The organism is Thiosulfativibrio zosterae, assembly GCF_011398155.1.
Classification (GTDB): Bacteria; Pseudomonadota; Gammaproteobacteria; order Thiomicrospirales; family Thiomicrospiraceae; genus Thiosulfativibrio; species Thiosulfativibrio zosterae.
The window spans coordinates 525,775-549,018 of sequence record NZ_AP021888.1 but is presented as its reverse complement, the minus strand read 5'-3'; the positions used below and the strand labels follow the sequence as shown (position 1 = coordinate 549,018).

24 protein-coding genes are annotated in these 23,244 nt (G+C 45.1%); 3 read left to right on the top strand and 21 right to left on the bottom strand.

From position 1 onward, the window contains the following. Positions 1–19: 19 nt before the first annotated feature. From THMIRH_RS02185 to rpe, 4 genes are all read right to left on the bottom strand, one after another. Positions 20–610: an aminodeoxychorismate/anthranilate synthase component II gene (locus THMIRH_RS02185; protein ID WP_173290325.1), complete on the bottom strand. Its 591-nt coding sequence runs from the start codon at positions 608–610 to the stop codon at positions 20–22. Between the two features lie 15 nt (positions 611–625). Further along, positions 626–2,131, bottom strand: a complete 1,506-nt coding sequence (gene trpE, locus THMIRH_RS02180) for an anthranilate synthase component I (protein WP_173290323.1) — start codon at positions 2,129–2,131, stop codon at positions 626–628. 28 nt (positions 2,132–2,159) lie between these two features. Further along, the gene (locus THMIRH_RS02175; protein WP_173290321.1) at positions 2,160–2,843 is read right to left on the bottom strand and encodes a phosphoglycolate phosphatase; all 684 of its coding nucleotides are present in this window, start codon (positions 2,841–2,843) and stop codon (positions 2,160–2,162) included. A 107-nt stretch (positions 2,844–2,950) separates the two neighbouring features. Then, positions 2,951–3,655, bottom strand: a complete 705-nt coding sequence (gene rpe, locus THMIRH_RS02170; protein ID WP_173290319.1) for a ribulose-phosphate 3-epimerase — start codon at positions 3,653–3,655, stop codon at positions 2,951–2,953. A 181-nt stretch (positions 3,656–3,836) separates the two neighbouring features. Between rpe and THMIRH_RS02165 the strand changes: the two genes are divergently transcribed. From THMIRH_RS02165 to bioD, 3 genes are read left to right on the top strand one after another with little or no spacing between them, the layout of a single operon-like run. Next, positions 3,837–4,268, top strand: coding sequence for a phosphate-starvation-inducible protein PsiE (locus tag THMIRH_RS02165; protein ID WP_173290318.1), 432 nt, complete (start codon positions 3,837–3,839; stop codon positions 4,266–4,268). A 38-nt stretch (positions 4,269–4,306) separates the two neighbouring features. Then, complete coding sequence (locus THMIRH_RS02160; protein ID WP_173290316.1) at positions 4,307–5,194, top strand: phosphoribosylaminoimidazolesuccinocarboxamide synthase; 888 nt, start codon at positions 4,307–4,309, stop codon at positions 5,192–5,194. Continuing rightward, on the top strand, positions 5,194–5,865 hold the full coding sequence (gene bioD / locus THMIRH_RS02155) for a dethiobiotin synthase (protein WP_173290314.1): 672 nt from the start codon (positions 5,194–5,196) through the stop codon (positions 5,863–5,865). The genes THMIRH_RS02160 and bioD overlap by 1 nt, the downstream gene beginning before the upstream one ends. Positions 5,866–5,878: 13 nt before the next feature. On the opposite strand, the gene THMIRH_RS02150 is transcribed toward bioD, so the two are convergent. From THMIRH_RS02150 to THMIRH_RS02070, 17 genes are all read right to left on the bottom strand, one after another. Next, positions 5,879–7,735: a S8 family serine peptidase gene (locus THMIRH_RS02150; RefSeq protein WP_173290312.1), complete on the bottom strand. Its 1,857-nt coding sequence runs from the start codon at positions 7,733–7,735 to the stop codon at positions 5,879–5,881. Then, positions 7,729–8,484 (bottom strand): type II secretion system protein N, encoded by a 756-nt coding sequence (gspN, locus tag THMIRH_RS02145; RefSeq protein ID WP_173290310.1) that lies wholly within the window; start codon positions 8,482–8,484, stop codon positions 7,729–7,731. Before gspN ends, THMIRH_RS02150 begins: the two co-directional genes overlap by 7 nt. After that, positions 8,481–9,008, bottom strand: coding sequence for a type II secretion system protein GspM (gene gspM / locus THMIRH_RS02140; RefSeq protein WP_173290308.1), 528 nt, complete (start codon positions 9,006–9,008; stop codon positions 8,481–8,483). The genes gspN and gspM overlap by 4 nt, the downstream gene beginning before the upstream one ends. Then, positions 9,001–10,131: a type II secretion system protein GspL gene (gene gspL / locus THMIRH_RS02135; protein ID WP_173290306.1), complete on the bottom strand. Its 1,131-nt coding sequence runs from the start codon at positions 10,129–10,131 to the stop codon at positions 9,001–9,003. Before gspL ends, gspM begins: the two co-directional genes overlap by 8 nt. Before the next feature lie 10 nt (positions 10,132–10,141). Further along, a complete protein-coding gene (gspK, locus tag THMIRH_RS02130; RefSeq protein WP_173290304.1) occupies positions 10,142–11,134 on the bottom strand; it encodes a type II secretion system minor pseudopilin GspK in 993 nt (330 codons plus the stop codon). Then, a complete protein-coding gene (gene gspJ, locus THMIRH_RS02125) occupies positions 11,131–11,766 on the bottom strand; it encodes a type II secretion system minor pseudopilin GspJ (RefSeq protein ID WP_173290302.1) in 636 nt (211 codons plus the stop codon). Before gspJ ends, gspK begins: the two co-directional genes overlap by 4 nt. Then, positions 11,763–12,152, bottom strand: coding sequence for a type II secretion system minor pseudopilin GspI (gene gspI / locus THMIRH_RS02120; RefSeq protein WP_173290300.1), 390 nt, complete (start codon positions 12,150–12,152; stop codon positions 11,763–11,765). The genes gspJ and gspI overlap by 4 nt, the downstream gene beginning before the upstream one ends. After that, entirely contained in the window at positions 12,149–12,658 is a 510-nt protein-coding gene (locus THMIRH_RS02115) for a prepilin-type N-terminal cleavage/methylation domain-containing protein (protein ID WP_243831519.1), read from the bottom strand. Before THMIRH_RS02115 ends, gspI begins: the two co-directional genes overlap by 4 nt. Continuing rightward, positions 12,627–13,061, bottom strand: a complete 435-nt coding sequence (gene gspG / locus THMIRH_RS02110) for a type II secretion system major pseudopilin GspG (protein ID WP_173290296.1) — start codon at positions 13,059–13,061, stop codon at positions 12,627–12,629. Before gspG ends, THMIRH_RS02115 begins: the two co-directional genes overlap by 32 nt. Positions 13,062–13,087: 26 nt before the next feature. Then, entirely contained in the window at positions 13,088–14,305 is a 1,218-nt protein-coding gene (gene gspF / locus THMIRH_RS02105; RefSeq protein ID WP_173290294.1) for a type II secretion system inner membrane protein GspF, read from the bottom strand. 2 nt (positions 14,306–14,307) lie between these two features. Continuing rightward, positions 14,308–15,774, bottom strand: a complete 1,467-nt coding sequence (gspE, locus tag THMIRH_RS02100; RefSeq protein ID WP_173290292.1) for a type II secretion system ATPase GspE — start codon at positions 15,772–15,774, stop codon at positions 14,308–14,310. Further along, positions 15,771–17,903, bottom strand: coding sequence for a type II secretion system secretin GspD (gspD, locus tag THMIRH_RS02095; protein ID WP_243831474.1), 2,133 nt, complete (start codon positions 17,901–17,903; stop codon positions 15,771–15,773). The genes gspE and gspD overlap by 4 nt, the downstream gene beginning before the upstream one ends. A gap of 20 nt (positions 17,904–17,923) precedes the next feature. Beyond that, positions 17,924–18,643, bottom strand: a complete 720-nt coding sequence (locus THMIRH_RS02090; protein WP_173290290.1) for a type II secretion system protein N — start codon at positions 18,641–18,643, stop codon at positions 17,924–17,926. A gap of 260 nt (positions 18,644–18,903) precedes the next feature. Further along, positions 18,904–19,122, bottom strand: a complete 219-nt coding sequence (locus tag THMIRH_RS02085; RefSeq protein WP_173290288.1) for a hypothetical protein — start codon at positions 19,120–19,122, stop codon at positions 18,904–18,906. Between the two features lie 77 nt (positions 19,123–19,199). Next, a complete protein-coding gene (gene fba, locus THMIRH_RS02080) occupies positions 19,200–20,264 on the bottom strand; it encodes a class II fructose-bisphosphate aldolase (RefSeq protein ID WP_173290286.1) in 1,065 nt (354 codons plus the stop codon). 113 nt (positions 20,265–20,377) lie between these two features. Further along, positions 20,378–21,820, bottom strand: coding sequence for a pyruvate kinase (pyk, locus tag THMIRH_RS02075; RefSeq protein ID WP_173290284.1), 1,443 nt, complete (start codon positions 21,818–21,820; stop codon positions 20,378–20,380). A 198-nt stretch (positions 21,821–22,018) separates the two neighbouring features. Beyond that, positions 22,019–23,215 carry a phosphoglycerate kinase gene (locus tag THMIRH_RS02070; RefSeq protein WP_173290282.1) on the bottom strand — a complete coding sequence of 399 codons (1,197 nt, stop codon included), beginning with the start codon at positions 23,213–23,215 and terminating at the stop codon, positions 22,019–22,021. Positions 23,216–23,244: the final 29 nt, after the last annotated feature.

Sequence of the window (23,244 nt, the reverse complement as noted above, 5' to 3'; positions counted from 1 at the left end):
CGAACTCCTAGCTTACAAATTAAGACTGAACGGACAGGGTTAAAAAGTTTTGTAACATCTTATGACCTTGCTCGGTCAAAATAGATTCTGGGTGAAATTGTACACCTTCTATGGCAAGGGTTTTATGGCGCACCCCCATAATTTCATCAAACTGACCATCGGCAGTTTGTGTCCAAGCGGTGACCTCTAAACACTCGGGCAAAGTGTTTTGGTCAATCACCAACGAATGATAGCGCGTGGTTTGCACGGGATTAGGCAAATCTGTAAAGCACCCAACATTATGATGAAACACTGGTGAAGTTTTGCCATGCATGACTTGTTTAGCACGAATAATATCCCCGCCAAACGCTTGCCCAATCGACTGATGCCCCAAGCAAACGCCTAAAATCGGAATTTTACCCGCAAAGTGTTTTATCGCTGCAACCGAAATACCGGCTTCGGTTGGCGTACAAGGGCCTGGTGAAATCACTAAATAATCAGGATTCAGGGTTTGAATGGTTTCCAAATCTATTTGGTCATTGCGGTAAACTTCAACCTGCTGGCCCAGCTCACCAAAATATTGCACCAGGTTATAAGTGAAAGAATCATAATTATCAATCATTAACAACATCTTAAATCCTTACCCTTATTTATGTTCCGCTTGAGGATTTGCCGTTTGCAAGCCTTCGGTCACGAACTTAGCTGCTTTAAAAATCGCTCGCCCTTTGTTCATGGTTTCATCCCATTCACTTTGGGGAACAGAGTCTGCTACAACACCCGCACCCGCCTGCACAAACAAAGTTTTATCTTTGATAACGGCCGTGCGAATGGCGATGGCGGTATCCATATTACCTTGCCAGCCTAAATAACCGACCGCACCGGCATAAATGCCGCGTTTGACCGGTTCCAGCTCATCAATGATTTCCATGGCTCGAATTTTAGGCGCACCCGATACGGTTCCCGCTGGGAAAGTGGCTCGTAATACATCCATCGCCGTCATACCTGGCTTAGCTAAACCATTCACATTCGACACGATATGCATGACATGAGAGTAACGCTCAACCACCATTTTTTCGGTCAATTCAACCGAACCTATCTGGGCAATTCGCCCCACATCATTACGACCTAAATCAATTAACATTAAATGTTCAGCCACTTCTTTAGGGTCATTTAGCAAATCTTGCTCAAGCTCTAAATCGAGTTCGCGTGTTAAACCGCGACGACGCGTACCGGCAATTGGACGCACCGTCACCTGCCCTTCTTCTAGGCGCACCAAAATTTCTGGAGATGAGCCCACAATTTGTAACTCGCCCAAGTCTACAAAGAACATATAAGGAGAAGGATTCAAATGGCGTAAAGCGCGATATAAATCAATCGGGCTTTCTTCAAACTTAACCGACATTTGCTGTGAAATCACCACTTGCATGGCATCGCCAGCCAGAATGTAGTCTTGAATTTTGGTCACCGCAGCTTTAAACGCTTCTTCACCAAAGCTGGAGGAAAAATCTTGCTCATCGAGTTTAGTGGCGCTGGGCAAATCTTTGGGCATAGGCATTGGCTGATTAATCAGTTCTGCAATTTCGGACATTCGCGCCTGTGCTTTAGCGTAGGGTTTTGGCTGGGTTAAATCTGCATGCACTATCACATGCAATTGACCGCTGAGGTTATCAAAAATCACCAGTTCCTCAGACACCATTAACTCTATGTCTGGGGCACCTATATCATCTTTCTGGGGCACAGATTTTTTAAGGCGTGGCTCCATATAACGCACAGCATCATAGCCAAAATAGCCAACCAAACCACCATTAAAAGCTGGCAAACCTAATTGCGGAAAGACTTTAAAGCGTTTTTGATAGGCTTCAATCCAAGCCAAAGGGTCATCAGAAATTTGCTGCTCTATCACCTTATCGCCATTCCAAAGTGTGACTTGCTGACCTATCACCTGCAGTCGCTTTTGACAAGGCAAACCAATAATGGAATAACGCCCCCATTTATCACCGCCCTGAACCGATTCAAATAAATAGGAATAGGGAGCATTTGCCACCTTATGATAGACACTCAAGGGCGTATCATAATCAGACAAAATGGTACGCATCAGCGGAGCTGATTGATAGCCCTGCTGTGCAAGATTAGAAAAATGCGCTTCGCTCATGACCGTCTCTTTGCTGGCGTTTAAAAAATTACTCGCCTTTTGCGACTAGATAGTTAGGCAATTCCATAAAGGAATCCATCACGACATCTGGCTTATAATTGCGAATGTCTTCACCGTGGTTGTAGCCATAAGTAGTACAGAATACATGGAATCCAGCAGCACGCGCGGCTTTCACATCAGACTTAGAATCACCCAACATCAAGGCATTTTCAGGTGCAACACCTAATTGCTCGGCGGCAAATAACAAGGGCATTGGATGTGGCTTCTTCTCAGCACAAGTGTCACCAGACACGATAACTTTGAAGTAGTCAAACAAGCCTTTGTCTTTCAGTAATGGAACCGTGAAAGCCTCGGCTTTATTGGTCACGCACGCCAAGGTGTAACCTTGGGCTTGCATCCAGTCTAAACCTTCAATCACGCCCTCGTACACACAGCTGCGTTGTGAAGTATTGTGCTTGTAAAGTTCCAAATAAATAGGATAAGCCTTTGCCATTAGCTCTGGATCGGGCATGCCATCGATGGCATTAATCAACGAACGCTCAACCAAGCGTTGTACGCCATTGCCCACCCAATTACGCACAGCCGCTTCACCACGCAATGGCATGTCCAACTGCTTCATCATTTCATCGACGCAATAAGCCAAGTCTGGCACGCTGTCAACCAAAGTACCGTCTAGATCGATCAATACAAATCCGGGTTTAAACTTTTCCATGGAAATCTCTTTTAAATTCAATTTTCTTAAAAGACAAACGCCAGCTTAACTGGCGTTGGTCTAAAACTCATACCTAAGGCATGAAAACAAACTCTTGATTGATCAAGTTATGCCTTAGCTAACTCTTCACGCATTTGTTTAATAACCGTGTCGTAACGATTAGCGTCAGCAGCATTCGCTTTTCCGAAAATACCAGAACCAGATACAAAAGTATCACAACCAGCGGCCGCCACTTCACGAATGTTTTCAACCTTAACACCGCCGTCAATTTCTAAACGAATGTCACGGCCAGAAGCATCAATTAACTGGCGCGCCATTTTTAATTTTTCTAGCGCTTGTGGAATAAAGGCTTGACCACCAAACCCTGGGTTAACCGACATAATCAAAATCATATCGATTTTGTCCATCACATGCTCAAGGTAAGATAAAGAAGTTGCAGGGTTAAAAACCAAACCAGCCTTACAGCCTTCTGCCTTAATTAATTGTAAAGAACGGTCAACATGCTCAGAGGCTTCTGGATGGAAAGTAATAATGTCTGCACCGGCAGAAGCGAAGTCACCAATCACGCGGTCAACTGGCTTGACCATTAAATGCACATCAATCGGTGCATTAACGCCTTCACGAACCATGAATTTCTTTAAAGATTCGCAAACTAGAGGACCAATGGTTAAGTTAGGGACATAGTGATTATCCATAACATCAAAATGCACAATGTCGGCGCCCGCGGCGATGACATCTTTAACATCCTTACCCAATTGTGAAAAGTCTGCAGATAAAATCGATGGAGCAATCCAGTTTTCTTTCTTAGCCATGTTTAAGCCCTTCTATGATAAAAGTAAAATCTTGTCCATTCTAACAGACTGTGATTTCATTCTCAAAAACAAAAATCATTCACCACTGGCTAGACACAAATTTAATCAATAACAAAAAAACAAACTTTTCCTACTGCCTTTTTGCGCTAAAATTGCCAAAATTAACTTTGAAGGACTTGCCATGAGCAATATACATCATTACCCCGCTGTTAAAAGCGTTAAACGCGGCATCCGAATTGCCGAAGTTATTGGCCTGATTTTTGTGGCTTTAGCGACCATCTTTGCCATGATTCAAGAAGTTTACAAAGTGGTCAGCCTAATGGAAGTTCATTTGGGCGATTTGTTACTCATGTTTATTTACCTAGAAATTCTAGCCATGGTGGCGATTTACCTAGATTCCGGTAAATTACCAATACGCTTCCCAATGTATATCGCTTTGATCGCCTTGGCGCGTTATCTCATTTTAGACATGAAAAATCTTACCGAGTGGCAAATGCTGGCGATTGCGGTCACCATGATGATTATTGCCTTAACCGTTTTGATTGTGCGCTATGGTCATTTAAAACTGCCCTACCCAGACCGCGAACAACTCGAAAAAAACCTAGCCGAATAATACCGAACAACTGCCGAACAACTTTTTAGGTGCCTGATATGAAACCTTTATACGAATCCAATCTCACCAGTCTTAAAATGATTAACAAAGGCAAGGTGCGTGACCTTTACGATATTGATGATAAACATCTGCTGATTGTCACCACTGACCGAGTGTCGGCATTTGATGTGGTGCTTCCCACCCCGATTCCTGGCAAAGGTCGCATTTTGACCGAAACCGCCATTTTCTGGATGAAAAAAGCCACCGCCATCTTACCTAATCAATTGGCAGACGATTTATTCTTGGCAGATGTGCTCACCGAAGACGAATTGGCACAAATTGATGGCCGTGGCATGATTGTTCGCAAACTTAAGCCCTTGCCTGTTGAAGCGATTGTGCGTGGTTATTTGGTGGGCTCTGGCTGGAAAGAATATAAAAAATCCCAAACAGTATGTGGCATTCCGCTACCTGAAGGCTTAGAAAAAGCGCAACAATTGCCTCAACCCTTGTTCACACCTTCGACCAAAGCCGCCGTTGGTGATCACGATGAAAACATTTCTTATGAAGAAGTCGTTAAACTCATCGGCGAAGCCAAAGCCATACAAGTGCGTGATTTTAGTATTGCGCTTTATAAAATGGCAGCAGAGTTTGCCTTGGAAAGAGGCATTATCATTGCCGATACAAAATTTGAATTTGGTGAAGATGAAAACGGCATCATTCATTTGATTGACGAAGCCCTCACACCAGACAGTTCGCGTTTTTGGCCAGCCAAAAAATACAAGGTCGGCAAAAACCCCGAGAGTTTCGACAAACAATACATCCGTGATTATCTCGAAACCCTCGACTGGGACAAAACCGCACCGGGGCCTGAATTACCCCAAGAAGTGGTCGACATGACCATCCAAAAATACCAAGAAGCCCAAGCCAGACTGATGGAAAATCCTTAATGCCACCACCGTTTGATGCTTTAAAAGCCTTGCTTGAAACCACCGAATGCGGTGGTTTTTTCATTACAGGCACGGATACTGACAGCGGTAAGACCTATGTGACTTGCCAAATTGCCGAGTTTTTACGCCAAAACTGCCCAGGCCTGGTTATTTTTGGGCGCAAACCGATTGCTTCTGGCGCGATTTTGCTGGCTGATGGCACTTTGCGTAGTGAGGACGCTTTTTTAATTCAGCAAGCCTGCGGCGCTCACGAATCTTTAGAAATGGTTTGCCCTTATGTGTTTGAGCCACCTATCTCTCCAGCTAGAGCGATAGCGCAATCAGAACAAAATATTTTATTACCAGATTTGCTGAAAGCCTGTGAAGCGGATGGCTTTAGACTGGTGGAAGGTGCGGGTGGATTTTATTCCCCCTTAACACCCGATGGACTCAATGCCGACCTAGCAAAGGCATTAGGGCTTCCTCTTATTTTGGTGGTCGGCAATCGTTTGGGGTGCATTAACCAAGCCCTATTGAGCATAACGGCGATTGAAAATAGTGGATTACAGATTGCTGCCGTATTGGTTAACCAAATAACGCCTGATGCGGACACAGACAACTACCAAGATTTACAAGCCCTACTCAAACACAAACCCTACCCTTGTGAACTGATTCCCTTTAAGGCTCACTAAGCATCAGTGAACATCAGTGGGCATAGGCCCTTAAAGACCACTCGGTCAACTTGCCTTTGCCAACATCTTGAATGGCATTTTGGGTATTCTGATCCACATCTAATACTTGTAAGGTCCAAGTGCCATTCAAAGATTCGCCATAAAAAGCATGGCTCACCAAGCGCAGGTTGGGCATGTCATAACTTGAGCGATAGGCATTAAACGGCGTCATTAAAATACTTTTTGTGCCCGAAGGAGAAGTGAGTTGAATTAAATAATCGCTCGCATCTATCTTATGTGCCGTACTGCCAGACGCATTGTTATCAAGCCCCATGATGCTCAGCGTTAATTCCATGGTTTCAACTGTGCGGGTTTGCGTAAAACTCAGCGTTCGTGAAATGCCAGTAGCATCAAAATTCGGAATCTCGTTATTGACACTTAAAACCTGATTTTGGCTCTCAATTTCAACCAGGCCTGGTTGTTTTTGCCCCAGATTTTTCCACTCTAGGGCTTTATCTAGCGCCGCAATCACATCGACCGCACCAAAGCCAAACTCATTACTAAAGTGATAACCTGCCTGATTGGTCACCCAACCTTGCTCTATCGTGACGCGAGTGCTATTAATATCCAAGGTTTTGGCCGCCAAAGCCGGTTGAATTTGGCGCGCGCTGGCCGCTAAAAAATGCTTAATATCGCGCCAACCGGCTTCTGGGTAGGCTTCCAGAAGCAAAGCAGCAACACCACTGACCAACGGGGTGGCGGCTGAGGTGCCATTAAATGCTGAATAGTAATTACAACTTTCATTACCAGACCCACTAAAACCTAAGTTAAATGCAGTATCCACATCTACCCGATATCGATAGCTTTGGCTATAACCAGAACGACAACCCGACTGATCAGTGGTCATTAAAGCGGGTGCATCATCACCATATTGCCCGCCCGCGGCTGAAATCCAAAGTGCAGAACCCGTATTACTATAGTCAGAGCGAACCCCTGAGGCATTAAACGCCCCCACCACTATTTGGAAAGGTGTGGCATTTTCGGTTTCTTGGTTCGCGTTATAACAAGTTACTTGATGAGCCGCAGCTTCAGCACACCAACTACTTGAAAATGCACTGCCGCCGTTATATTCATTGCCGACCGCTTTAATATATAAAGCCCCTTTGCCATCGCGCAATTGTTCAGTGCCTGATTGAATGCCATCTAAAACACTTTCGGTATAAAGATAATCGCTAGAATTTACAGGATTGACTATGTCCTGATTATTACCATAACTTCGGCTGAAAATATCTGTCCAATGAGAGGTTAGGTTGGCAAAGTTTACACGCGCGGACTCATAGCCTAAGGCCGCCAGCTCTTTGGTGATTTCGCCACTACTCGATAACAAATTAAACCCCTGCAAATAAGCTGAAGGCGCCACGCCAGAAATGCCTATGCCATTACCCCCTCTAGCGCCAGCTAAACCAGCTACTGCCGTGCCATGATCACCTGAAGTTAAGGTGCTGGTAGGATCGGTTGTACCGGTCACAAAATTGAAAGAACCATTCGGCAGTACATTAGTGCTTAAATCTTCATGGGCAATTTCTAATCCTGTATCGATTAACGCTATTTTTATGCCTCGACCCGTGTAATTTCGCGCATAAATCCCCCCCGAAAATCCGTGCATATCTTCGTAAGCGGTTCCAGCGCTGGGTGAATCGGCTAATTGAGCGGTATTGTTTAAATACCATTGATAAGACAAGAGTGGGTCATCAAGGCTTGTGATTTCAGGCAGTTCCGTACCTGTCCAGGTATCTTCTTCTGGCGACACTGAAACTGCTACACCACCGCCGCCACCGCAACCTGCCAGTGAGAGTAGCAAAAGTCCGGCTGTCAGTTTTTGGTTTACCAAGCGCCGCTACCTTTTAAAATGGCTTGTGTGGGTGAGGTCTGGCGCATAAATAGCGGTGTCCAATCAGGTAGGGTCTGGGCGGTGTTGGCGGTTAATTGATAATCATGGGTAAATCGATTAGGCGCATTGAGCAAGGTTTTACCACTTAACTGCCAGCCCTTGTCTTTTGCTTGCGTGGTGAGTACGAGGGTTTTATCTTGCAGGCTTGGGGTGATTTCGGTGGTATTAATCTCCATGCCCATGGCATTTAAATCCACTAAGACTACCTGCCCTGCAATCTCAGTTGGCCATGGCGCTTGCAGAGGTGAAACCAGGTTTAAATTTTTAAAAATCACATCCCCTTTGGCATCCGCCAACAATCCCAACGCTGGATTTACACCGCTTAAACGCGACAACTGTAAATGCCCATTAACATTCGCCACAGTCAGCGTTTCGCCATTCGTTTTTACATTTGCCAGCACTTCATCTTCTGCTTGCTGCCACTTAAGCGTAACACCCAGTTGTCCACCCAGCGCATCCAACGGCTGCCACTGCCAAGCGACTTGCCCCAAGGGCTGCTGTTGCCAATTCACTTGGGTTTGTCCAGCCCACCAAGTGCCCTGCACATTGGATAACTGCAAGGCTTTCGGTAAATTGTGTTGTACTGCTGGCAAAGATACCAGATAACTGGCCGGAAAATGCCAAACCACAGACACCAATAAGGTCAAGCCAAACAGGGAAAAGCCAATCAAACCGCGCTTTAGGGTCATAACATCACCTCAAAGCTGACTTTGGCATCCACCAAACCTGGGGCTTGCAAATCGACTTGTAAAGTCTTGGCGCTTAACCCTTGCTGCTCCATTTGCGATAACCAACGGAAAAATCTGGGCGCATTGACCGATTTAAAAGAGATGTCGATTTGTTTTTGTTGTGGCGTCATTTTGTCCATGGCTTGAAACAGATTTTGTTGCTTTAACTGAGTTTGCACATATTGCATTAAAGCACTTTGCGAGCTTAATTTTAAGCTGGGCGAAGCCTTCCCCTGCTGCTCCCAAGTGGGAATTTGCGCTTTGAGCCATTGCCACTTTTCTTCTGCCACTGCCATCTTCGCTTGAGCTTTTTGATGGTTCGTTTGAATCGGCGCCCAAATTAAACCATATAAAATCGCAACCACCAAAATGACCAGCAAGCCGCTGAGTAATTGTTTTTCTCGAGGGGTGCGTTGTTGCAACCAACCCTCATAAAGCGCTAACCATTTTTGCAGACTGGGAGACTGCATCCAAGTTTTAAACATGAATCACCAACCTTGCACTGACTTTGGAGGCCTCTAGAGTTTGTACCTCTAAGCGCACTTTGAATGCCGCATTTTGTTTTAACTGTTGTTCTAGGGTTTGCAAGACTGCCAAGGCATTGGCTTGCAACACCAACTGCATTTCTTGACCGCGCCAACTTAAACTTTGCACTTGAATGGTGGGCTGATTTTTCAACAACTGCTCAACCTTTTGCACGATGGCTGTTGGCCCTAAATTGTCTTCTGTGCTCGTTTGAGCCAAGGCAGTTTTGGCCTGCGCTTTTAAATTGACGATGCGTTTAATATCGGGGAACATTTGCTGGAACAACTGCGTGGTTTGCGCCTCTAAGACTTGGCGATTTTTTTCAAGTTGCTGAGTTTGCCAAAGCGTTTGCCCCAATAAAGTCAGCGCCAACAGACTCGCTGCCAGTGCCACTGGCAACCATGTTTTGTAAGCAACATTAGCCACCGATTTGGCTTGATAAACCCCGTCACGCAAACCAAAAGCTTTAAGCTGCGCACGATTTAAAATAACAGAATCAACAGACTCTAAAATTTGAATCGACTCAAACAGCACGCCTTGCTTTTGTGCCATAAAAGCACACCAAGCTGGCGAGCCGCTAAATCCAGTATAACGCCCCGTACGCACCACTTGAGAGTCTTGCTCGGCAAAGGCTGTGGTTTGCACCCAACAAGTTGTAGGAGCAGTCGCAGGCTCATCCGCTGGCTTTGGCTCAGGCAAAGTCAAACATTCAGGAATCAGTTGCGCTTGTGGCAAACCTGCGGCTTGTAGGGTATCAATCCAAGTTTGCATCAAATGCTTATCGACCACTGCTACCTGAGTCACACCCTCTGCTGTGCGATTTAAGACCTTAAAAAAGACTTGATCAATGGGTTGTGTCACCCATTCTTCAAACACATAAGGCAAGGCTTGCTGCCATTGCGATTTGCTTTTACCAGGCACTGGAGCTGATATTAACAACACCTGTTGACTGGGCACGCTGACCCAAGTCACTTGGCTCAAGGCCTCGGGGCTGTGTCCCTCTAAACCGCAAAGTTGTCCCTGTAAATCAAACCCCAGCTTTGGCGGCTGGCTTGAAACAGGCGGTAAGTGTGTGTTTTGCATAAATTCTCGTTTATTCTTCAGGCGTTGTGTTGTCTGTCGGCGGTTGTGGAGTTTCTAATACCCCAAACCAACGCTGTACTAAACTGACTTGTTTATCAGCACCCCGATATAAAATGGCTGACAATGCTTGGTCAGCAACCCCAAAACTGATTTGACCCTGCAATAAAAAATAATTGCTTTGCGTGGTCAAGACCGTATCGGGTAAATCTTTATTCACTTCTTCGACTTCAAACTGCGTTTGATCGACCATAAATTTTCTAAAATCCGCGACCTGCTCCACCGGATTTAACTGTCGCTCATCTTCCCAAGCTTTCGCCAATTCTGGAGTCATCCAATCTGCCAATGCAATCAAAACGCCCGCTGGCGCGGTATTGACATTAATTTGGGTCACCTCTGGTAAGGTGGCGACTTCCTCTTGCAGCAGTTGCATGGCTTGATCATCAAAGCCTTTCAACAAGCGTAACTCTTGCACCAACACCAAGGGTTGATTGGCGGTGCGATAAGGCGGCTGATTCAGCAAATAGGTTTCAGACTCCGCCCCCATGGGACTGATGGTGTTATCCGCATCCACCCAGTCGGTCACCACATCACTTAAATCGGGCGCCAAGGATTTGCGCTCAAAATAGCGTTGTAAAATTGCTTGCCACACCTTGCGCTTGGCTTCGTCTTTTTCCATAACATTATTCAGATTCAAATGACCTTGTTGGTCCGTTAAAAAACCCGAAATCTGTCCTCCGCCAAAAGGAATTGGCGGCATGGGCTGAGCCCATTGTTCATTTAAGTGGTCAAACTTATTGGCTTGTGCATCCAAAGACAAACCTTTCTTAACCCAAACTTCTAGCCCATTTGCCACGGCCATGGCTTGTGCTTGGTTTAGACGATTTTGACTGCGCAAAATATCCAAATGCTGTTGATACAACAACTGCGACACGATAATCGACACCAGCGCGACCACCAACATCACGGTCATCAGCGCAAATCCTTGTTGATGTTTGCAGATCATGGCGGCGTCGTCCCTGTGGCTTTGCTCGCACCGGCAATCGCAGCTAAACCATCTACGCCTAAAATCAAACGCCTTACTTCACCAAAACCAGCATAATTAAACCGAATTTCAACCAGGCCTGGGAGTTCTGTGGCGGTTTGTTCTGCTTCTGGCCAGTTGGTTTGCCAAGCTTTTTGAGCATTAAGCTGACGCACTTCAAACTGGGTCACGCCGTCTAAAATTTCTATTTTTTGTGGCTCCGTATTCGGCGCTCTATCCAGCACTGGCCACACCCAACGAATCAATTTTTTATTATCCACGCTATAAGCCACGCGCACCAACCCAGAAATGCCGTAAGGCGAGGGATAAAGCGCAATTCGGGTCAATTCCACTCTATCTGGCTGCACCCAATAGGCAGGCAAACTGGAACCCAATACATCTTGCACGGTGCGGGGTGCCATCTGCGAAAAATCTTGCTCCATCCACCAAACCGCGCGCTGCAAGTCAGCAAACTCCGTGCTCTTGCTTTCTAGGTTTTGCGACACCTCCGTCACTTCAGCAATCGACTGATAGGCCAGCACAGCTATCACCGCCGAAATCGCCAGAGCGACCAATAACTCAATCAGCGTAAAACCGCGTTGGCTCTGTTTCACTTGCCCACCACCGTGATGATGGCGGCACTGGGTTCCACTTGTCGATTGCCGGCCTCAATTAAAGTGACTTTAAGCGTGGCTTTTTGCACATCGGGCACCAAAGTGGGTTCTAACACCAGTTCGGTTTGCCAGTCGGCACCCATAAAATTAACGGTTTGTTTTTTGTCGCCACCCGAACTTGATGTATCCAAAGCCTGTTGCAATTCAATTAAGCGATTTTGCGCGACCCAAGTGGCAATCACCCGATTTTGCAAACCACTTTGCTGAAACACCGTTTGCCCCAAGGTTTGGCTGAGTGCAGCTAAAGCCACCGCGACGATCACCAGCGCAATCAGCACTTCTATTAGGGTAAAACCTTGTTGAGTTTGTTTGATACCAGGCTTCATTGCTTCAACTCAAATCGTAGAATCGGGTTCCAACTCAATTGTGCTTTTAAATCCGTGGATTGAAAACGCATTTCACCGGGTAAAATCTCACCGCTGGGCCAGCAAATCCAACCAGGCCTGGTCAGTTTTTGGGCTTTTGCGACGGTTTCATCTGCTTGCCAAGTCACTCTAATACCGGCTAGCCAAGCCATATCTTTGGCGCCAGCAAAGGCTTGCCACTGCCCTTGCGAAACTTCAAGCATTTCTAGTCCCTTGTCACTGGGCACCAAGGCCATCATGTGCTGCGAAAAAGCAGCTTGGTCACAAGTTTGTTGCAAAGCCCCTTGCACCTGCTTAACTTGTTGACGCAACAAAGCCGAATCATTCGGCGCCATCGACACCATGCCGACTGCCAGCAACACCGCCACGATCAACACCACCACCATGAGTTCAATCAAAGTAAAGCCTTGTTGGGAGTGACGGTTCATGGATAACTTATTTGAGCGTCCAGTTGCCAAAGGTAGCATTGACACCTTCGCCGCCTTCTTCACCGTCTGCCCCTAAACTGTATAAATCAAATGCACCATGCTCACCAGGACTGAGGTAGATATAGTCTTTGCCCCAAGGATCTTTAGGCAGTTGTTGCATATAAGGTTTCCAATTGGGAGCTTCGGGTTCGCCATTGGGTTTGCTCACTAAAGCCTCTAAGCCTTGATCGGTGGACGGATAACGGTAGTTATCCAGTTTGTATAATTGCAAAGCCGATGACATGGAGGCAATGTCTTGCTTGGCTTTGACCATACGGGCTTCGTCAGGTCGGTCCATTAACATGGGCACAGCAATCCCCGCCAAAATGGCTAAAATCACCACAACCACCATTAACTCAATCAGCGTAAAACCTTGTTGTTTTTTGCGTTGTTGCATTTTCATGTTTTCCTCGTTTCTTTTAAATAGCATTAGTGACCCACCATTTGGTTCATTTGGAATATCGGTAGCATAATGGCCAGGACAATGGTCAAAACCACACCCCCCATCACCACAATCATTAAAGGTTCTAACAAAGCGACCAGGGTGGCGGCAACACTTTCTACTTCTTGCTCATAATGACTGGCACCTTTAAGCAACATGGCATCAACCTGACCTTGACCTTCGCCGGTTTGCACCAAATTCAACATTAAGGCGGGAAAAAATCTGGCATCGCGCATGGCGTCTTGCAGCTTTTTGCCTTCGCGGACTTCTTCAACCATCTTAAGCACTTTTTCTTTGAGGGGCAGCAAGGTCATCACTTCTGATGAAATGCGTAATGCGTCGGTCACCGCTACACCACTCGACAATAACACGCCTAGCGTTCTGGCCCAACGAGCAGCAGAAGCATAGATTAAAAATTTTTTAACCAAGGGTAAACGCAACAAAACGCTGTCGCGACGAAACTTCCAGCGGGGATTGCGCATTAAAATTTTATACAAAATCCCCAACCCCAAAATAATCAGTAGCAACAAACCCCATTGATGCTGTACGAAATCACTCATCACCAGCATGCCTTGGGTTAAGGGCGGCAGTTCTTGCGACATATTGTCAAACACCGACACCACTTTGGGCACCACAAACGCCATTAAAAACACAATAATGGCTACTGACATCACCACCATTAGGGTGGGGTAAATCATGGCGGACTTGAGTTTGCGATTCATTTTTTCTTGCTGTTCAATGGCATCCGCCAAACGCGACAGCACCTGTTCTAAATGACCACTTTCCTCACCGGCACGAATCGTTGCAATATATTCTTCGGACACTTTATAAGGCGACAACAGTAAGGCTTGGGCGTAGGAATGACCTTCTGTCACCTTGTTATAAAGGCTATTCACAAACCCTTTGACCAGTTTGGTGTCTGATTGTTGCGCCACTGCCTTGAGCGATTCTGTGAGCGGCATGCCCGCCTCTAGCAAGGTATAAAGCTGGCGCGTTAAAGAGGCCAAATCTGCCGTTTTAATTTTAGGAACAAACCACCCATTACCGGTGTGCGCCGATTTTTTGGCTTCAACCGCCGTCACCTCCAAAGGTGTTAAGCCTTGGTCTCGCAAACCTTGGCGCACTTGGCGCGCAGAGTCGCCTTCACTAAACCCTTTTTGCGTTTTACCCTGTGCGGTTAAGGCTTTATATTCAAAGGTTGCCATGATTACTTCTGAGTGACTCGCAGCACTTCTTCAAGGCTGGTTTGACCGCTTAAGACTAACTGTTGTGCGCTGGCTTGAATCGACTGAGTAAATTGATGCGCATAGGCTTCAATGTCTTGCTCAGCAGTTTCACTGTGAATCATCTGGCGCATTTTGTCGTCTACCGACACCAGCTCATAAACCCCCATGCGCCCCTGATAGCCAGTGTGATTGCAAGCATCACAGCCAACCGGTTGATAAATGGTGGCCTGAGGCACACTTAAGGTCGCGCATTCTGCCGCATCCGCTTCATGGGCTTGTTTGCAAATGGGGCATAACTTACGCACCAAACGCTGTGCCATCACACCCAATAAACTTGACGAGAGCAAGAAGGGTTCAACCCCCATATCTTTTAAACGCGTAATAGCACCCACCGCCGTATTGGTGTGCAAAGTGGATAACACCAAATGTCCGGTTAAAGAAGCTTGCACGGCAATTTCTGCGGTTTCAATATCGCGAATTTCCCCAATCATCACCACATCTGGATCTTGACGCAAAATGGCACGCAAGCCTTTGGCAAATGTCATGTCGGCTTTGGTATTGACTTGGGTTTGGTTGATGCCTTCAATGTTATATTCGACCGGGTCCTCAACGGTCATAATATTGCGCTGATGATTGTTAAGACGACTTAACGCTCCATAGAGCGTGGTGGTTTTACCCGAACCGGTCGGACCGGTGACTAATAAAATACCATGAGGTTTATTGAGTAGTTTTTTAAGTCCTTCAAGCTGCGCGGCTGGCAAACCCAAATCACTTAGATTGAGTCGGCCTGCACTCTTATCTAACAAACGCATCACCACGCGTTCACCAAAACTTGAAGGTATGGTCGAAACCCTTAAATCGACAGCACGGCCGCCTAGCTTGGTGGCAATTCTTCCGTCTTGGGGCAAGCGTTTTTCTGCAATATCGAGTTTTGCCATAACCTTAATACGCGATACCAACATAGTGGCTAAGGCAACCTTAGGCGTGAGCACGACTTTAAGCTGACCATCCATGCGAAAACGAATACGCAATTGATTTTCAAAAGGTTCAATGTGAATATCTGATGCGTTTTTACGAATGGCTTCAGCTAGGATGGCATTCAGCAAGCGAATAATCGGTGCATCATCGGCGCTTTCTAACAAGTCCTCCGCGGCATTGGCTTGGGCCATCACACTTTCAAGATCGTCGACATCGACATCATCCATGGTTTCCATGGAAGCACTTTGGTTGGCATATTGGGTTTGTAAGGCTTTTTCGAATGCTGCTTCACTGAGCACTTCTATCGGGAAACCCTTACCCTGTTGTAAACGCTGAATTTCTAACAAGGCCTCTAAAGGCGTGCGCTCTAAACAGGACAACATCCATCCTTGGTCGGGATGATTGCGCAACATCACCCCCTGTTTGCGGGCAAAAGAAAATGGAATTTCTCGGCTCATAGAAAAACTCATAACCCCAATAGTTCCTCGGCAAAGGTTTTCTCAGGTGCGGCTTTGACGGCCGCTTGCTTGGCCTTTTCTGCATCAAGATCGGCTTGTTTTTTTGCCTCTAATTCTGAAACATAGGGTTTAGCAGGTTCTGAGTTTTTCCATTGCTGTTCCGAGGGCATTCTTGGGCGCAAGCCATTTAACAATCCAGAATCCTGCTCCAGCACTCTAGACTGCTCATCTCGGATATAACTGTATTTTTTGCTCGAGTAGTAATCGCTCATTTCATTATTGCGCACGATGACTGGGCGCAAGAAAATCATTAAATTGACCTTTTCACGCTGGTTGGATGTGGAACGAAATAACCCACCAATTAAGGGTAAATCACCCAGGCCTGGTACTTTTGACTCGACTTCGGTTTCTTTCTCGCTTAACAAACCACCCAACACAATCATATTGCCATCGCCCACAATAATGCTGGTTTTGATTTGACGCTTAGAGGTTTGAATATCAACCGCATCGCCTTTGGGCAAAACATCGGAGACTTCTTGGTCAATTTCTAAAAAGACCTCATTGCCTTCATTAATTTGCGGGGTCACCTTTAAACTTAAGCCAACATTTTTACGCTCAATGGTATTAAAGGGATTGGTCGGTGTGGTTGAAGTGCCTGTGCCCGTATAACTGCCTGTTTGAAAGGGTACTTCTTTACCCACGACAATTTCGGCTTCTTCGTTATCCAAAGTGAGCAAAGAGGGTGTTGCTAAGATGTTTGATCCCGTGTCGCTGTTGAGTGCACGAATTAAAGCCCCCCAACCAGTGTTATCAGCACTCACTTCGCCAACCACTGTACTGGCACCTCGCCCCAATGCGGTGACTCCTGTAGCAGGCGTGCCCGCAGCAATGCTACCAACGATTGTCGGTAAAGTGCCTGAGAAATTAATCAAACCCACGCCATTGGGTCCAGCAGCACCCCATTCCACGCCTAACTCTGCCTGCTTTGATTCAGAAACCTCAACCAAAATAGCCTCAATCAAGACCTGTGCGCGGCGAATATCCAGCTGTTTAATCACGGTTTTTAAAGCGGTGACCACCGAAGGTGGCGCACTGATAACAATTGCATTCATGCGCTCTTCTGCTTCGATGCTAATGCGTGATTTTAGAGTTTTATCATCTAACTGCGTGACTTTAACCCCAGAAGGTTTAGTTTCCGCAGTCGCTTCTGCGGTGGCAGGCACTTCGGTTGCCCCGCCATCATTCGCCGCTGCTGAATTGAGTAAAGAGCGGTTAGTTGAAATTTTTTGCAACACAGGCACCAAATCTTTGGCTTTGGCGTAGTGTAAATAAATGACTTGAACATTACCCTCGGAAGGCACTTTGACATCCAATTCTGCAATCAGAATACGAATCTCGCGACGCTTTGTTAAATCGCCAGCCATAATGATTTTATTAGAGCGTTCATCAAAAGAAATATTGACAGCATTACTGGCCGATTTTGGCGCAATTTTCTTAATAGTTTGCACCAAATCCTCTGCTGAAGCATATTCTAATTTAATCACTTCATAGCCCGCAGACTCATCGACATCCACTCTTTTTAAGATCGTTTTAACACGCTCAACATTAATCAAACTATCGGTAATAATCAGTTTGTTACTGTCAGATAAAGCAACTAAATGTCCATCACGCGCCACCAATGGACGCAGTACCGCAACCAACTTAGAAGCATCAACATTGTTGACGGTTAAAACCTCTGTAATCCAATCACTTTCTTCTGCGCCCTTAAAGTCATAAGGCACTTGATCACGCGCGGTATTGGCTGGAATAATTTGAATGGCCGTTTTACCCGGAATTGCCACAAAACCATGCACTCTTAAAATAGAAAGCAAAGTTTCATATAAGTCTTCTGGCGCCATGGGTTCTGGGGCATACAAGGTTACCTTGCCTTTAACGCGTGGATCAATAATAAAGTTTTTACCAGTTAACTTAGCAACCGCCTCGATAACGGTTTCCAGTTCAGCTTGCTGAAAACTCTGGGTGAGTTGAACTTTGTTTTGAGCCAGTGGGCTGTTAACAGGTGCTGCCACCAATGCCTGAGGCATTGCAAAACTGAGTATTAAACAACTGGCCGCTAGCCATCGAGTATTAAAGAATTTCATTTAGTGTGTCTTTGTATTCGTTATCGAAAATTAACATTAATCATTTGTGGCGACCCATTGCGATCCACCACCAAATCAAATTGATCTAAATTCAAGAAAGTCTGCCACAGCTTAGGATCTTTCACCATATCTTGAATAGAGTTGCCATTTACTTCGCGCAAAATATCACCTTCTTCAAAGCCCAAACTTTTATAGAGTTTAGGATCTGAATTAGCCCATATCTTAACGCCAACCCACTGGCCGTTTTCATTTAAAGGTTGAAACTTAATATATTTAGAGATGGACATAGGCGACTTGCGTAAAGTATCCCCTATAGAATTTAGTTGCTCTTGCTCCGCCTCATTTAAACGCCCGACTAAGGCGACGGGGACAGCTTCTTTTTCTTTGACTTTGCTCACCAAATGATTGGCATCTTGCTCAAGCAATAAACGCTCCCGCTTACCGCGATTATCAATCAAAATCCCCTCAGCAAACACATCCAATAAAATCACCTTAGACATAAACTCTTCATTAACCGCAACAACTTGAGTTTTACCCCCATTCTGAACAATAGCAACACCTCGATCACCTAAATCAATAATCCCGAGTAGTTTTAGGTTTAGTTTGGTTGCAACAACTTCTTGTGAAATGGCCATGGGTTTTACAACTGATGTTGCTTGAGATTTCACAACCTGACCAAATAAATAAGAATCTACCCCAGAAGTATTTGTTGAATTGATTTGTGCTTTGAGTTGAGGCATAGGATAACCTGAAGATATGTGTAAGCTTTCTGCGATCAATTTACCTAGCATCCAAACAGTGATTACACTGATAAAGACTGTTGAATACACTGAAAAAATTTTAAAACGCTTATCCAAAGGGGAGTTACCTTTTTATAGTTCTATCAATAAATAAAAAGAGATTGTACCTAATGAAAGTAGCACTTACCAACACTAACTTTTAATTGTCAAAATCAGTTTTTTTTATTCATACTTCCTAAGATAAGTAATATATCCATTTATTACAGAATCTTTTTATATTTCATCCATACCAACATCAGCATTACCCCTACAATAGCACCCAAAAACATCACTGGCCAAATCACTTCAATCATTTCCATGCCATTGGCCACAACGACGGTTTGTTCGTTGATTGTTTGTGCCAGACTGTAATCGACTAGCGTTGCGTAGGTGTAATAGGCCATTAAAAAAGTCAGGGCTAGACTGATTCCAACACACATAATTTTTCCTTTTTTTATCCATACAAAAAAGCCCGAGATAAACTCGGGCTTTTAGATTGATTCAAATCAATGTCGAATTAACGAACTTGTTGATCTAAAGAACCTTTTGCATAACGTGCTTGCATTTCTTCTAAACCAAGTGATTTGATTTTTGAAGCGTGACCCGCACATCCGAAAGCTTCGAAACGCATTTTGCAGATTTCCATCATGGCATCTTCAGCTGCTTTGTAGAATTTACGTGGGTCAAAGTTTGAAGCGTTGTCGTGTAGGTGTTTACGGATTGCACCAGTAGATGCCATACGCAAATCAGTATCGATGTTAACTTTACGAACACCGTACTTAATCCCTTCAACGATGGCTTCAACTGGCACACCGTAAGTTTGGCCCATGTCACCACCGTAGTTGTTGATGATTTCTAGCCAATCTTCTGGAACAGAAGAAGATCCGTGCATTACAAGGTGAGTTGTTGGAATACGCTCGTGGATTTTTTTGATTTGATCAATTTTTAGAACATCATCAGAAGGCTTAGAAGTGAACTTGTAAGCACCGTGAGAAGTTCCTACTGCAACCGCTAAACAGTCAACGTTAGTATCTTTAACGAATTGAGCGGCTTCTTCTGGGTCAGTTAACAATGAAGAATGGTCTAAAACATCATCAGAACCGTGACCATCTTCTTCACCCATCTTACCAGTTTCTAGAGAACCTAAACAGCCTAGCTCACCTTCAACAGATACACCACCTGCGTGGGCAATCTTAACCACTTCAGCAGTGATTCCAGCGTTGTACTCATAAGAAGCTGGTGTTTTCATATCGGCCATTAAAGAACCGTCCATCATAACTGATGTGAAACCAGACTGGATTGCGCGTAAACATACGCCAACATCAGAACCGTGATCCTGGTGCATAACAACTGGAACATTTGGGTACATTTCGCAAGCGGCTGCGATCATGTGACGCAACATTGGCTCACCCGCATACTTACGCGCACCTGCAGAACCCTGAAGGATTACTGGAGAGTCAACGGCAGCGGCAGCGCGCATGATGGCACGAACCTGTTCCATGTTGTTTACGTTAAACGCAGGCATACCAAAACTGTGTTCTGCTGCGTAGTCCATTAATTCACGAAGTGTAATCATCGCCATTGTGCGTGACTCCTCTAGTTGGTTTATTAAAAAATGGTTTAATTTAGTTATTTTAACAAGCTTCTCAGCCGGTTGAAATATCTTTGTTTAAGTAAAAAGCGTTAAGGTTGCAATTAAGGAACTTTAACAATTTCTAACTGGTTCGTGCCACCCATGGCGCCACGAGCTTGTCCACGAGTGATCAACATAGTATCACCCGATTTTACAATATTGCGATACTTAAGTTGGTTAATAATACTGGTTTGTACTTCTTCGTCAGTTAAGCCGGTGTAATCCACTGTTGAAGGATAAACACCACGGTACATGGTAACTTTACGGCGAGTTGCTAAATGCGGCGTTAAAGCAACAATTGGAATGCCAGAACTAATACGCGACATTAACAAGGGTGTGTTACCCGATTCTGTTAAGGCGGCGATACAAGACACATTAAAATGGTTGGCAGCATACATCGCAGCCATAGCAATGGTTTCATCCACAGCCGTAAAGGATTCGTCAATACGGTGCGTTGATTCACGGGTTGAGCGTGATTTTTCTGCTTCGCGACAAATTTCACCCATGGTCTTAATGACCAAGCTTGGAGAATGGCCAACAGCGGTTTCGCCAGATAACATAACCGCATCCGTACCATCCATAACCGCGTTGGCCACATCAAACACTTCCGCACGAGTCGGTATAGCGTTATCAATCATAGTTTCCATCATTTGCGTTGCCGTGATGGTGACACGATTTAACTGACGGGCGCGTTTAATCATTTTCTTTTGTAGTGCAGGAAGCTGTGCATCACCGACTTCAACCCCTAAATCACCTCGGGCAATCATAATGACATCTGAGGCTAGAATAATTCCATCTAAGGTAAAATCATCGGCAACGGCTTCAGCGCGTTCTACTTTCGAAACTATACTGCAGAACAAACCGGCTTTTTCAGCCAATGCACGACATTCTTCTACATCTTCGGCTGAACGCGGGAAAGATAAGGCTAAATAATCACAGTTAATCTTAGCCGCAGTTAGGATGTCTTCTTTGTCTTTTTCAGTCAACGCTGCTGCCGATAAACCGCCACCCATTAGGTTAATACCCTTGTTATTGGATAACTTTCCACCCACAACAACCGTACAGTTAACGCGCTCACCCTCAACACTGTCAACATCCATCACGATACGGCCATCATCCAGTAGTAAACGATTGCCTGCTTTACAGTCATAGGGTAAATTTTTGTAGGTTAAACCAACTTCGTTTTGGTTACCTTCGTATTTATCAACATTGTTATCGAGTGCGAATTTATCGCCTTCTTTCAACATGATAAACCCATCTCTGAAACGGGTAATACGAATCTTAGGACCTTGTAAATCGACTAATACACCGACTTGACGGTCATATTTTTCTGCCAATTCACGAACGCGATTCGCGCGACCGATATGCTCTTCTGGCTCGCCGTGCGACATATTAATACGCACAACATCCAGACCTGCCAAAATCATTTTTTCCATTTCGCCTTCGCGGTCAGTCGCTGGCCCTAAAGTGGCGACAATCTTGGCTCTTCTTAATCCTGATGCCATTTAACTTAATTCCTTATATCAAATTTTGCTATTCCAAATGAAAGCAAGATGACTCGAACAAGAAACTCACATTAAGTTCACTGTCCGTGACATCCTCTTGTCTTTCAACGCTTGGTAATAGACTTCAAATAGTTGTAAAAACAAGGCCTGACACATTGAAAAATGACCAGGCCTGGTGGTTTTTAATCGAAAATTCGATTATTTTTTAGCTGCTGCTTTTTCTAGCATTTCAACGGCTGGTAGGATTTTGCCTTCTAAAAACTCTAAGAACGCACCGCCCCCAGTTGAGATGTAAGACACTTGATCTTCAATGCCGTATTTGTCAATCGCAGCTAGAGTGTCACCACCGCCTGCGATAGAGAAGGCTGAAGATTCTGCAATCGCCATAGAGATGGCTTTTGTGCCTTCACCAAATTGGTCAAATTCAAACACACCTACTGGACCATTCCAAACCACTGTGCCAGCATTTTTGATGATTGCTGCTAATTCAGCGGCTGAATCTGGACCGATATCAAAAATCATGTCATCAGAAACCACTTCAGAAACATTTTTAGTTTCAGCAGCGGCTGTTGGCGAGAATTCTTTGCCCGTTACAACATCTGTTGCCAAAGGAATGGCTGCACCACGCGCAGACATAATTTCGTTCAATTTGTTACAAGTAGGGATTAAATCTGCTTCATATAAAGACTTACCTACATTGTTTCCAGCGGCTGCGATGAAGGTGTTAGCGATACCACCACCCACAACTAACTGATCAACCTTTTCAGATAAAGATTCTAAAACTGTTAACTTAGTAGATACTTTTGAACCCCCAACAATCGCCACTAAAGGACGCGCTGGATTGTGCAATGCTTTACCTAGGGCTTCTAACTCAGCTGCCAATAAAGGACCTGCACATGCGGTGTCTGCAAATGCACCCGCGCCATGCGTTGAGGCTTGCGCACGGTGAGCAGTACCGAAAGCATCCATAACATAAACATCGCAAAGGGCTGCGTATTTCTTAGAAAGCTCTTCTGTGTTTTTGCCTTCGCCTTTGTTGAAGCGCACGTTTTCTAAAAGAACGACTTCACCATCAGCAACCTCAAATCCACCATCAATATAGTCTTTGATCAAACGAACTTCTTTGCCTAGTTTTTCAGATAAGTCTTTAGCCACAGGCGCTAGTGATGAAGCTTCATCATAAACACCCTCTTCTGGACGACCGATATGAGACATCAACATAACCTTAGCACCCGCTTCAGCGGCCATCTTAATGGTCGGCATAGATGCACGAATACGCGCATCAGAAGTTACTTTTCCATCTTTAATCGGTACATTTAAGTCTTCACGAATTAGTACGCGTTTGCCAGCGAGTTTGCCAGCTTGGGCTAAATCAGACATCTTGATAACAGACATAGTAAGTCCTCTTTTTGATTAATGAAGTA